This is a genomic window from Mesomycoplasma neurolyticum, assembly GCF_900660485.1.
In the GTDB taxonomy this organism is placed as follows: domain Bacteria; phylum Bacillota_I; class Bacilli_A; order Mycoplasmatales; family Metamycoplasmataceae; genus Mesomycoplasma_A; species Mesomycoplasma_A neurolyticum.
In genome coordinates, this window is sequence record NZ_LR214951.1 from 569,372 (window position 1) to 582,396 (window position 13,025).

The following is a 13,025-nucleotide window of genomic DNA, read 5'->3' on the forward strand; positions in this document are numbered from 1 at the left end:
TGTTTTTTTATAATTTTTCTAGCTATGTTAAATTTTTTAACTCTTCCAATAAATAAAACAGTAGAAACAATAACATAACATAAAAATTCTATTAGTCATAATACTATATTTCGTGGAAACAAATTAAAAATATAATTTCTATAATAAAAATACAAATGCGACAAATCAAATAATTTTTCTATTTTTTTTCATATTCTAATTCATGTTTTTTTGTTTAAATTTATTTTTATCTCTAATTTTTTATTATACTTTTTTTTAATAAAAAAAACCACTACAAAGTAATGGTTTCAAATAAAAAATGACTAAATATTATGATAATGTTCTATTTGTTGTCTCAGATTCTAAAGAATCTAACATTTGAACTTTGGCAAATATATCATTGGCTTTTACATGAAATATTATTGTTGCAATTATAGGCAATAAAAAAATTGAAAGAACAAGTCAAATTATTAAATTTGAATTACTTGGATATTGTTTTTGCATTAAATAAATATTTTCTATTTTATTAGCTAAACTATACTTTAAAACTCTTCCAACTATTAGTGTAATCCCTTGTCCAATAGACCCAACAAGTGCTAATGCAAAACCTACGCCTGTAAAAGCTAAAAGTGAATTAGATTTTTGAGATACCGGACCTAATAATGTCTGAACAATCACTACATCACTCGCAGCTTTAATCATTAATATAATACCTATAATTATAAACAAAGCAAATGCACCAAAAAGTACTCAAATAACAATTCTAGTTTTTTTTCATTTTTCTAGTTCTTCTTTTAAATTGAAATTCATTTTTACCTCCAAGTTTTTTATTATACTTTTTTATTTTTTTTTTGGTAATTAAAATCAAAAAAAAGTGCAAAAATGCCAAAATTTCCATATAAAATTAATATTTTTTAGTAAATCTTTTTTTTTTTTTTTGTTTCATATAATAAACTTAAGTAAGTTATTTATGAAGAAAAAAATGATTAAAAAATATGATATAGCAATTATAGGCGGCGGAATAATAGGTGCATCCATTGCTTATGAATTATCTAAATATAAAAATAAAGTTGTTTTATTAGAAAAAATGTTTCTTTTGGAGAAGAAACATCAAAGAATAATTCTGGTGTTATTCATTGTGGTTTTGATGCTGAAAGTCATAAAGTTGAAGCTAGTCTTAACGTTTTAGGAAATAAACTATGACAAAAAGAAATTTTTCCTATTTTTAATTTTAAAAGAAAAAAAGTTGATTCATTAGTTGTTGCATTTAATGAAAATGAAATGCAACATGTAAAACTTTTATATGAAAGAGGTCTAAAAAATAAAGTAAATAAAAAGCATTTGTTTATATTAAATAAAAAGCAGACTTTAGAAAAAGAACCTTTTTTAAATAAAAATGTTTTTGGTGCACTTTTATGCAATAATTCTTATGCAATTGATCCTTACGAGGCAACAAATGAATTTATTAAAACTAGTGAAAATTTTGGTGTTAAAACAATGCTAGAATTTCATGTAAATGAAATAAAATATGAAGATAAAATGTTTACGATAAAAAGTAAAACAAACACTGAAATTAAAGCTAAAATCATTATTAATGCTGCAGGTCATTATGCAGATGAAATTGCCAAATTAGCTAATTATCCCGATTTTGAACAAACAACAAAACGAGGAGAATATATTGTTTTAAGTCATAACATTAAAAACAAAGTTTCTAATGTTTGTTTTATGGTACCAACAATTCACGGTAAAGGTGTTATTGTGGCTCCAATGTTAAATGGTAATTTTTTAGTTGGTCCCACAGCTGAAGATCATGTTAAAAAAGACGAAACTTCCTTTATTACACATGAAAAATATATAGAAATTATTAAAATTGGTAAACATTTAATTCCTGAATTAGAAACAGAAAAAATTGTTTCTCGTTTTGCAGGTTCAAGACCAATTGATGTAAAAACAAATGATTTTGTTATTGGTTATGCTAAAGCTAATAAACACTTTATTAATGCCGCGGGTATGCAATCACCTGGTTTATCTTCAGCTCCTGCAATTGCTAAAGAAATTGTTAAATTAATTGAAAAAACAGATTTTAAATTAAAAACTTAATTTTGCTAAATAACTTACTAATTTATCAAAAAAAGGAGTTTAATTTGAATACAAAAGAAAAATTTATTATTACCTTAGATGAAGGTACAACTTCTTGTCGTTCATTAGTAGTTAACAAAAAAGGAGATATTGTTGCCATTGCTCAAAATGAATTTAGTCAATATTTTCCTAACTCAGGATGAGTTGAACATGATGCTTTAGAAATTTGAAACACACAACTTTCTACAATGCAAAGTGTAAAAAATAAAGCACAAATTAAATCTAGTGACATAGTAGCACTAGGAATTACAAACCAAAGAGAAACAATTGTAGTTTGAGATAAAGAAACAGGACTACCGGTTTATAATGCAATTGTATGACAAGATCGCCGTACAAGTGATTTTTGTGATAAATTAATTAAAGAAAATAAAACTGATTTTTTCAGAGAAAAAACAGGACTTATTATTAACCCTTACTTTAGTGCAACAAAACTAAAATGAATTTTAGAAAATGTTGAAGTTGCAAAAGAAAAATTAGCTCAAAATAAATTATTAACTGGAACAATTGACACTTGATTAATTTGAAAATTAACCAAAGGTAAAGTTCATGCTACAGATGTTTCAAATGCATCAAGAACTATGCTTTTTAATATTCATACACTAGATTGAGATCAAGAAATTTTAGATCTATTAAATATACCAAGAAGTATTTTACCAGAAGTTAAAGCTTCTTCAGGTCACTATGGTTATGTTGAGCCTGAATTTTGATCAAATAAAGCAGTTGGTAAAGTACCAATTACAGGTGTAGCTGGTGATCAACAATCCGCTTTATTTGGCCAAATGTGTACAGAAGTTGGAATGGTTAAAAACACTTATGGTACAGGATGTTTTACTCTTGTTAACACAGGAAATAAAGCAATTAAATCAAATAATAAGCTGTTAACAACAGTAGCTTGACAACTTCAAGGACAAAAAACTGTTTATGCTCTTGAGGGTTCTGTTTTTGTAGCTGGCGCGGCTATTCAATGACTTAGAGATTCACTGAGAATTTTATATAATGCAGCTGAAAGTGATTTTTATGCTTCATTAGTTAAAGATAATCAAAGAGTTTATGTTGTTCCTTCATTCACAGGGCTTGGAGCACCTTATTGAGATTCATATGCTCGTGGGGCTATTTTTGGTCTTGAAAGAGGAACAAAAAATGAACACATTATTAAAGCAACATTAGAAAGTATAGCTTACCAATCTAATGACTTGATTAAAGCTATGGAAAAAGATTTAGGTAAAAAAATTAGTCTTTTAAAAGTTGATGGTGGAGCTTCTAAATCAAATTATTTAATGAATTTCCAATCTTCAATTTCTAATTTAAATGTTGAAAGACCTAAAAATGTTGAAACTACAGCTATGGGAGCTTCATATTTAGCTGGTTTAGCTGTTGGTTATTGAAAAGACATTAATGAAATTAAAAAAATTGCTGAAATTGATAGACAATTTAAACCTTCATTACCAAAAGAAGAAGTTACTAAGTTATTAAAAGGCTGAGATTCAGCAATTAAAAGAACTTTAAACTGAGTGAAAGATATTGAATAATATGCAACACCTTGATATATTAGGGGAATTTCTTGGTACCTTAGTTTTAATTTTATTAGGTAATGGGGTTGGTATGTCTGTTAGTTTAAAAAGAATGTTTGCCAACCAATCAGGCAGATGACTCATGATTACTTTTGGATGAGCATTTGCTGTTTTAATGGGTGTAATTGTAGCAAGTTCATTAGGTGCACCGGGGCACATAAATCCTGCGGTTTCATTATTTGCACTATTTGGTGATAAAAAAATAGATAAATTTTTTGCTTATAGTGCTGTACAAATTTTAGGTGCTTTTAGTGGACAAATAATTTTATATATTATTAACTATAAACACATCAAAGAAACAGATGATTATGCAATTATTAGAAGCTGTAGTAGTACAAGTGGAGGTTTTAGTAACTTTAAAGAAAAAGGTCTTGCTCAAAACCTTATGTATGAATATGTAGCAACTTTAGTTTTAATAGGAATTATTTTTGCTTTAGGCAAAGGTGAAAATAAAAAATATTTCGAAAGTTTAGGACCTATTCCTGTTGTATTGCTTATTTCTTCATTAAGTTTATCATTAGGTAGTGTAACTGGCTATGCAATGAATCCAGCTCGTGATTTAGGTCCTAGAGTGGCTTTCCAATTATTTAGTATTTTTATTTGAAAACAAAAGAAAATTAATGGTGGTTGAGACTATAGTTTTGTTCCTATTATTTCTCCATTATTAGCCGGTACAACAATTGGATTATTTTCATTAATTTAATAATTTTACAAAATAAAAAAAACATCAAATATATAAATAATTAATATATGTTTGATGTTTTTTTAGATTATTGTTATTCAAATTCAATTTTTTTTACTTTTTTGATAAATAACAAGACTTTCTTTAATATTTATTTTTTCAACTAATCATTGTTGAAGTGATAAATTTCTAATAAACGCATCAATTTGGTTTTTTCTTTTGATATGTATAGTTGTGAAAAGAATACTAAAATTTGAATTAAATATATTTTTGTTTTATAATTTTTTAATAATTTTAAGTTTAAACTTTCACAAGTATTATTTGAATCTATTGTTTCACTAGAATTTAAGCTGTTTTTTCCTGAATATGTTTTGCAATGTTTTATTTTTTATTTTTTTTCTAAATTTTTTTAAATAAAAAATCATATTTTCTTTTAGTTATAATTATTAACTTCATAAATATAAAACATTTTTTATTTTTTCAACTTTTAATTCAACTTAATAAAGTGAATAGTTTAGCACTTTATTTCTATTGAATATACCAAAGGCTCTAATCTTAAAAACTTTTTTGTTTTTTTGTTTATTTCATAAGCTAAACTAAATATTTTTTCTACTGTTTACAATTTTTAAATATAAAGAAAAAATTATTTAAATAAAAATTATTTAAAAATTCATTTTTTAATAATTTTTATTCAGGCATTTATTTTTATCATAATATTTTTAATTATTAAATAGAAAGATTTTGATGCTTTAAACTAATTTTTATTGTTTTTTAACATTTTGAATTTTGTATATTGTTTATATTGTTATCACCATAAACATTACAAAAATAAGAATTACTAAAATAAAAATATAAAATAAAAAACTGCTTATTTTTGTGGTTTTTTTATTTTATATTTTCTACTCTTGTTTTTGCCCATTGGTTCTATTAAGTTTTCTTTTACCATTTTAGAAAGTATTTCTCTAACTCTAGAACGTTTCAAATTTAATTCTTTTTCTATTTCTGAAGATTTAAAATATTCATTATTTTTTGAAAAAGATAAAATTTTTTCTATATTTTCCTTTAAATAAGTTATTTTTTTTACTTTTAAATTATCTATATTGTTAAAAGTTGCTAATTTATTTGATTCTAATTTTTGTTGATAATTTAATGAATTTATCGCCGGGGTTAATGATTTATCGCCGGGGTTTGATGAATTTATCACCGGGGTTAATGATTTATCGCCGGGGTTTGATGAATTTATCGCCGGGGTTAAAGATTTATCGCCGGGGTTTGATGAATTTATAAATGTTTTTTCTATTTCATTAAAACTATTTTTAGATTTTATATCTTTATGTATCTCATAATTTAAATTTCATAATTTAACCTTGAAATATCTATCAGTAGATTCAAAAATAGGTTTATAATTTTTACTATATTTTTCAGAACGTTCATATGATTTGATAATTTCTTGTATTCCACTAGCGCTAATTTCCATAAATTTCATTCTAAACATAAGATCAGCAGTAATACGATTTCTTCTTTCTGATGGAATATTCATAATATTTAAATCTTGTATTTTTTCATTAGAATACATTCCACCTGGAGAAGTAATTTCTAATCTATCATCATAAATATCTATAGAAATTTCTGAATCATCTCTTGTATAATCTCGATGAACTAATGCATTAACAATTACCTCTCTAATTGCTTCCTTTGGATAATCATAATATTCATTACGTCCATACAAATCTTTTTTTCACATTAAATTTGAATGTTTTTTTATGAATTCAATACTTTTTTCTAGTAAATATAAAATACTTCCTTTATATATAACATAGTCTAATGTTTTAATATCATTATTAGGTGCTTTATCAAGGCCGTTTCATCTTCTACAATAAACTCTTGAATATTTTTCAGGCAATCCATCATCTGAAAAAAGAAGGCCTGCATTAGTTAATTGTTCATTTTTATTAATTAAGTTAAATGAATAAAAGTCTTTTATGTCAATTCTTTTATTTGTCTTTTCTAAATAAATTTTTTCAAATTTCTTAAAAGTTGTATCATTTTTATTTTTTCCAGAATCCATTTCATCAAATCTTACTTTTTTACCTTGTAAAATTAAGTTATCTAATTGAGAACCGGTTACATTGATTGTTGTATTACCATTTCTAATATAAGCTTTATTACTAAAATAATAAGGTTTTTCTTCTCCTTCAAAAATAATAAGCTCTATAATTTCTTTGTTTTCTTTATTTTTTATGGACAAATCATGATTTATAAATTTACTAAAACATTCATTTATTTTACTGCTAATAAATTCAGAATCTTTTTTAGCATTTTTCAATCCTACTCATTCATCATTATCAGAGATACCAAAAAGAATCGTACCACCAGATCCATTAGCAAATGCACAAACAGTTTTTAATCAATGTTTTGTTTTTTTCTTTCAACAGCAACTTTTTTTTCTAATTTTTTTGTTTCGCCTTTAATTTCATTCATAAAAATAAGCCCTTTTAAAAAATATATATTTTTTATAAAAATTATAGCATATTAAAAAATATTTAATTTTTTATCTACATTTTACAGGAAATAAAAAAACTAAATCCAAGTGCAAAAATTTAGATTTAGTTTTTGTTTAAAAAATATTTAATTTTTATTTTTTTACTATAAATATCTTTATAGATTTTTTCAATATTTCTACATTTTAGACCGCTTTATAAATTTTTTTATTAACCAATAAAAGTTAAAGTATTGAAATATTTTTCAAGTTTAAATAAAATATGAAAACTAATAATTATTGTTGTTCTAGGATTCTTTAATTATTTTAAAAAATTTAATTGTTCAAATCTTTTTGTTACATTTAAATTAATTCTTTGTTTATCCAAAATAAATAAGTCTAATTTGGTTAAAATAACTTGAATTAATAAAACTTTTTTTGTATTTACAAATTGAAAAGCAATGCTAAAAATAAATTGCATTAAAATAAATAAAACAATTTTTATTGGTATTTTTTCAATAAAAAACAGAAATTCAACTGTACATTAAAAATTAAAAAAGCACAAACCATATGTCTGCATAGCCAAAATAAAAGTGCATTAAGTAATAAATATATTAGCTAAATTAAATATACAAACACTATTGTACAAAGCAGTAATAATTTATTAAAAAAATGTTTTTTTAGTAAATTTTTTAAAAATTATCAAATATCAAAATTATTTTTTTAGTTTTATCAAAAATAATAGATGATATATTTACAACTAAAATTGAAATCAAAAAATAGGTAAAAGTTGTCGAACTACAAAAATAGCTAGATATCAAAGTTTTTAAAACCCTTAAAATAAAATATTAATGCAAAAAATGAAAAAAACAAACATAAGCTAGGTATTATAAAAAAAGATTTTTTTCTAAGAATTTTCTTTAAATAAGAATTAAAAATTTAGATAATAATTTTTGTTTAAATTAATCTTCATGCATCTTACTTTTCTTAAATTTTATGTTTTTAGACATATAAAAAATATAATAAATTTATTTACCAACTTGTTAAAACTATTTATTTTTGTTTTTTTTAAAAAACATTTATAATTATGCCTATGACAACAAAATTTTTTAATTTAGAACAAAAACAAAATAAAAAATTTTTAATTTTTGGAATATTTGTTTTTATTACAACTTTATTAGGTATAATTAAAAATATTGTAATGTATCAACCTTTTATTATTGAAAGTCAGACTTTAGATATTGATATATTATTTGGTAGAGCATCATCTATTTTTTATTTTACATATCAGACAAATTTTTTATTATCAATAGCACTTATAGTCGTTGCTTTACGTCCTAATTCAATGAGTGCAAGACAATTTTTATTTGGTAGCACATCTTTAATTACAATTACATTTTTAGTATATTGAACTTTAATTGGACCTTTTAATTCTTGAAATAACTTTTGACATTCAATTGTTTCGATAACAACACATTTAATTAATCCACTAATAGGTTTTTATGCTTTATATTTAATAAAAAATAAATTAATTGTAAATAAAAGAGTTATTCTAATTGCTTCATTTTATTTTTTTTCTTATTTTATTTTTCAAGCTTTAATTTATAGCTCAACTTTTAAAGAATGAAACTATATTGCGCCTGATGGTAAAGAAATTAAATTTTATGATGGTATTTCTATTTATGAATTTTCAAACTATTCAAAGCCTTTTTTATATAAAGAAAAATATATGCCTTTAGTTATAGTATTAGATTTAATTCTTTTTGTTTTAGCTATTGTTTTCCCTTTATTAATAAGCTTATTTTGAAAAAAAGTCTATAAAATAAAGATTCAGAAAAAAAAATTTGCTTTATTAAATAAAAAATAAAAAAAATATAAGGTGAATTTTATCTTATATTTTTTTTATTTTTTATTTATCTATTATTTTAAGATCAAAAATGAATTCATTAACTTTTTGGTCATTTTTATTGCTATAAACCTCATATTTAAAATAAAAGTTATTTTCACTTTGTTTTAGTTCTAAAAGTAAAAAATAAATTTTTAAAGTTAAATTTGGTAAATTGTAAATATTTTCAACAATTTTATTTTTAATCATATGAATTTTAGAAAACGAATTAATAATAAAAATTTCATTTTCTAAAATTTCAATAAAAATATTATCTTTGTTTATCAAATGTTTAAAATTTAAAATTGTTTTATTTTTTGTTTTAGTTTGCTTTAGATCACTAATAAATTGTTCAACTTTTTTTTCATCATTTTGGATTTGGATAGATTTATAATTTATTTTCACTTTTTTAATCTTTCAAAAATCACTTTTTTACCAAACAAAAAAATAGAACTAGCTAATTCAGGCCCATGCTCCTGCAATGTTGTTGCTTTTCTGATTGGCATAAAAAGATTTTTGCCATTTAATTTGGTTTTTTCTTTTGTTTGATTAATAGCATTTTGAATTCCATTTACTTCAAAAACATTTTGTTCTAAAAACTCAGCAAAAATTTTAATAACTTCTTTATTTTCATGTAAATCATCTTGATAAATATCAAATGAAATATTTTCATAAATCAAGAGCGCATTTTGAATTTCATCAATAGTTGCAGCACTTTGCTTGTAGATGTTTACAAATAACTCTAGCCAATCACTTTGTCTATTAGTTTTTAATTTCGAAATGATAAGTTGATTATCTAATTTTTTCATATATTGTTTAGAAAATCATTCCATTTTTTTAATATCAAATTTTGAAGGTGATTTAGACAATCTTTTTTCATCAAAAACTTTAATTAAATCATTTTGACTAAAAATTTCTTTTGCATCTTTACTAGTTCAACCTAGTAAAGCTAAGAAATTAAAAATTGCCTCTGGGATATACCCTTCATTTTTATAATCTTCAATAAATTGTTTTAAACTTAAATCTCTTTTTGAAAGCTTTTGACCCTCCATATTTGTAATAACTGTAAGGTGCCCAAATTCTGGAATACTTCAACCAAAAGCTTTATAAATACCAATTTGTTTTGGTGTATTGGTTATATGCTCTTCTCCACGCAAAACATGACTTATCTCCATATCATGATCATCAACTACAACTGCAAAATTATATGTTGGATAACCATCTGATTTTTGAATTACTCAATCCCCAATATCATTAGTGTTAACACTTATACTACCTCTAACAATATCATTTCAAGAATAAATTTCATTTTTTGGTAAAGCAATTCTAACAGAATACTCTTTATTCTCTTCCCTTTTTTTCTTCTCTGCTTCTGAAATTTTTAGTCAATATTTATCATATCTAAAACTAAAAATTCCCATCTCTTCTTGTTGTCTTTTTTGCTCTGCTAATTCTTCAGGTGTTTCATAAGCTTTATAAGCAATGTTTTTTTCTAATAATTCATTGATTAATTGTTGATACCTTTCAAGTTTTTCACTTTGGCGATATTTCCCATATTTTATATTAGGTTTTAATGGTGATTCATTAGGGATAATTCCTAATCATTTTAAATTGTCCAGTTGTGATTTTTCCCCACCTTCAACATTTCTTGCAACATCAGTATCTTCTATTCTAACGATAAATTCACCTTTATGATGCTTTGCAAATAAATAATTAAATAATGCTGTTCTAGCACCTCCAATGTGAAGAAAACCTGTTGGACTTGGTGCATATCTTGTTCTAATTTTTTTCATTTTTTTTACTTTCTTTTTGATATTTTTTTTTAATTTTAGAGTATATTATATTATATAACATTAAATTATAAACAATATTGGAGGCATTATGAAATTTGTTGATGAAGTGAAAATCAAAGTGATTGCTGGTAAAGGTGGAAATGGTATTATTTCCTTTAGGAGAGAAGCGCATGTCGATCGTGGCGGTCCTGATGGTGGAGATGGTGGAGATGGTGGCTCAATTTATTTTGTAGGTCACCCTGGTAAAAACACACTATTACATTTACATCTTCAAAAAATGATTAAAGGTTTTGATGGTGAAAATGGTAGAAGAAAAAATCAATATGGAGCAAAAGGAAAAGATGTTTTTGTTGATGTGCCATTAGGAACATTAGTTTATGATGGTTTAAATTTAATGCATGATATTATCGAAGAAAAACCTTACTTAATAGCTAAAGGTGGTAAGGGTGGAAGAGGTAATACCAAATTTAAATCATCAAGAAACACAGCACCAAGGCTTTGTGAAAATGGTGATTTAGGGGAAAAAATGGACCTAAAATTAACATTAAAAGTTTTAGCTGATGTTGGTTTTGTTGGTAAACCATCAGCAGGAAAATCAACTATTTTATCTCAAATTTCAAATGCAAAACCTAAAATTGCTAATTATGATTTTACAACTTTAGTTCCGCAATTAGGACTAACAAAATATTTCGATAACTCTTTTGTTGTTGCAGATTTACCTGGTTTAATTAAAGGTGCTTCTGAAGGTAAAGGTTTAGGGCATCAATTTTTAAAACATATTGAAAGATGTAGAATTATTGCTCATGTAATTGATTTTGGTTCAGAAGAAAAAAACTCAATAAATAATTTTGAACAAATAAATAATGAACTAAGAAAATATAATGAAAAATTAGCAATGCGTAAACAAGTTATTGTAGCTAATAAATCAGATTTACCTTTTTTTAAAAGTAATTTAACTATTTTTAAAAAGAAATTTAAAAATTTAGAAATTGTAGAAATTAGTGCTTTAAATTCCAAAAACATAGATGAACTAAAAAAAGTTTTATGAAATGAATTGTCAAAAGAAAAAACAGAAGTTATAGAAAAAACATATTCAGAAATTAATATTAAACTAGAAAATTGACATGAAATTAAAAAAATTCATGAAGGTTTATATGAAATTTTAGGTCCTGAAATTGAAAAAATTTACAACAAAATTCCTTTAGTATCTCATGATAATTTAATGCGTTTTAATTATCAACTCAAAAAAATGGGAATTTGAGATGAATTAATTAAATTAAAAATAAATGTTGGTGATACAGTAAGGATTTTAGATTATGAATTTACTTGAGAAGATGATTATAAAGATTAAAAACAAAAAACAGTATTTTTTAACTTTTAAAAAATATTTTTTTTGGTAAAATTTTAAATGCAATATATGGAGATAATAACTGTATAAAAAAATACTTAATTTGTTATTTGAATATATAAAACTTATAACCTTATTGCATTAAACTAAAAATTTTATAATAAAAGGAGGTTAAATGAATTCCTTTAGAAGAGAAAAAGAAAACATTGTTTCTGAAATTAAAGATAATTTAAACAATTCATCATCTTTAATTATCGCTGAATATCGTGGACTTAAGGTTTCTGAATTGCAAAATTTAAGAAAAGAACTTAAAGAAGCTAAAGTTAATGTTAAAGTATATAAAAATAGATTGTTTAAAATTGCTGCAAATGAATTAAACCATGGAACTTTAAGTGATGTTCTTGTTGGACCAAATATTTTTGCATTTGGAACAGAAGATTCAATTGCTCCAGCAAAAATTATTGCTAAATTTGCTAAGAAACACCCAAATGTTGTATTAAAAGGTGGTATTTATGAAAATACTGTTATTGATGCAAATGAAGCTCAAAAAGTTGCAACATTACCAAACTATGAAGAAGCACTTACAATGCTTGCAAGTTCATTGATGGGCGGACTCAGACAATTATCAATTGGACTAAAAATGCTAGTTGATGAAGAAAAAATTAAATAAATTAATTAAACTAAATAAATTATAGAAAGAATCAAGGAGATTAAAATGGCAAAATTAACTAAAGAATTATTTATTGAATCATTAAAAGAAATGTCTATTAAAGAAGTGATGGAATTAGTAGAGGCAATGAAAGAAGAATTCGGAATCGACCCTTCAGCTGTTGCTGTTGCAGCAGCTCCGGCTGAGGCTGCTGCTGAAGCTAAATCAGAAGTAAACATTACTTTAAAATCTGATGGTGGACAAAAAGTTCAAGTTATTAAAACTGTTAAAGAATTATTGGGACTTGGATTAATGGAGGCTAAAAAATTAGTTGACACAATCCCTGTTGTAATTAAAGAAAATGTTAAAGTGTCTGAAGCCGAGGAAATAAAAGCTAAATTAGAAGCATTAGGTGCTGAAGTTACTTTAGATTAATAAATTAATATTATTAAAACCCAAGAGAATACAAAATAATGTTTAAAGTATTCTCTTGGGTTTTA

11 protein-coding genes and 1 pseudogene are annotated in these 13,025 nt (G+C 24.0%); 7 read left to right on the forward strand and 5 right to left on the reverse strand.

Features of this window, described 5'->3' with window-relative positions:
* Window positions 1-309: 309 nt before the first annotated feature.
* Window positions 310-789: a hypothetical protein gene (locus tag EXC65_RS02305; protein WP_129719881.1), complete on the reverse strand. Its 480-nt coding sequence runs from the start codon at window positions 787-789 to the stop codon at window positions 310-312.
* Between the two features lie 172 nt (window positions 790-961).
* On the opposite strand from EXC65_RS02305, the pseudogene glpO reads away from it, so the two are divergent.
* From glpO to EXC65_RS02325, 3 genes and pseudogenes are all read left to right on the forward strand, one after another.
* Window positions 962-2,079: pseudogene (gene glpO, locus EXC65_RS02315) on the forward strand (type 2 glycerol-3-phosphate oxidase).
* A gap of 44 nt (window positions 2,080-2,123) precedes the next feature.
* Window positions 2,124-3,647 carry a glycerol kinase GlpK gene (gene glpK, locus EXC65_RS02320; RefSeq protein ID WP_129719884.1) on the forward strand — a complete coding sequence of 508 codons (1,524 nt, stop codon included), beginning with the start codon at window positions 2,124-2,126 and terminating at the stop codon, window positions 3,645-3,647.
* 1 nt (window position 3,648) lies between these two features.
* Window positions 3,649-4,392 carry an MIP/aquaporin family protein gene (locus EXC65_RS02325; protein WP_129719885.1) on the forward strand — a complete coding sequence of 248 codons (744 nt, stop codon included), beginning with the start codon at window positions 3,649-3,651 and terminating at the stop codon, window positions 4,390-4,392.
* 847 nt (window positions 4,393-5,239) lie between these two features.
* Here EXC65_RS02325 and EXC65_RS02330 read toward each other — a convergent pair.
* Complete coding sequence (locus tag EXC65_RS02330) at window positions 5,240-6,823, reverse strand: RNA-binding domain-containing protein (RefSeq protein ID WP_318025974.1); 1,584 nt, start codon at window positions 6,821-6,823, stop codon at window positions 5,240-5,242.
* Window positions 6,824-7,172: 349 nt separating this feature from the next.
* Complete coding sequence (locus EXC65_RS04470; protein WP_165001333.1) at window positions 7,173-7,331, reverse strand: hypothetical protein; 159 nt, start codon at window positions 7,329-7,331, stop codon at window positions 7,173-7,175.
* A gap of 612 nt (window positions 7,332-7,943) precedes the next feature.
* On the opposite strand from EXC65_RS04470, the gene EXC65_RS02340 reads away from it, so the two are divergent.
* On the forward strand, window positions 7,944-8,717 hold the full coding sequence (locus EXC65_RS02340) for an MAGa3780 family membrane protein (protein WP_129719887.1): 774 nt from the start codon (window positions 7,944-7,946) through the stop codon (window positions 8,715-8,717).
* 42 nt (window positions 8,718-8,759) lie between these two features.
* Here EXC65_RS02340 and EXC65_RS02345 read toward each other — a convergent pair whose 3' ends face one another.
* Together EXC65_RS02345 and gltX are read right to left on the reverse strand one after the other, a co-directional pair.
* A complete protein-coding gene (locus EXC65_RS02345) occupies window positions 8,760-9,140 on the reverse strand; it encodes a hypothetical protein (protein ID WP_129719888.1) in 381 nt (126 codons plus the stop codon).
* Window positions 9,131-10,528 carry a glutamate--tRNA ligase gene (gene gltX, locus EXC65_RS02350; RefSeq protein ID WP_129719889.1) on the reverse strand — a complete coding sequence of 466 codons (1,398 nt, stop codon included), beginning with the start codon at window positions 10,526-10,528 and terminating at the stop codon, window positions 9,131-9,133. Before gltX ends, EXC65_RS02345 begins: the two co-directional genes overlap by 10 nt.
* A gap of 88 nt (window positions 10,529-10,616) precedes the next feature.
* On the opposite strand from gltX, the gene obgE reads away from it, so the two are divergent.
* From obgE to rplL, 3 genes are all read left to right on the forward strand, one after another.
* On the forward strand, window positions 10,617-11,879 hold the full coding sequence (gene obgE / locus EXC65_RS02355; RefSeq protein WP_129719890.1) for a GTPase ObgE: 1,263 nt from the start codon (window positions 10,617-10,619) through the stop codon (window positions 11,877-11,879).
* A gap of 172 nt (window positions 11,880-12,051) precedes the next feature.
* Window positions 12,052-12,546, forward strand: coding sequence for a 50S ribosomal protein L10 (gene rplJ / locus EXC65_RS02360; protein WP_129719891.1), 495 nt, complete (start codon window positions 12,052-12,054; stop codon window positions 12,544-12,546).
* Window positions 12,547-12,591: 45 nt separating this feature from the next.
* Window positions 12,592-12,960, forward strand: coding sequence for a 50S ribosomal protein L7/L12 (gene rplL / locus EXC65_RS02365; RefSeq protein WP_129719892.1), 369 nt, complete (start codon window positions 12,592-12,594; stop codon window positions 12,958-12,960).
* Window positions 12,961-13,025 lie beyond the last annotated feature (65 nt).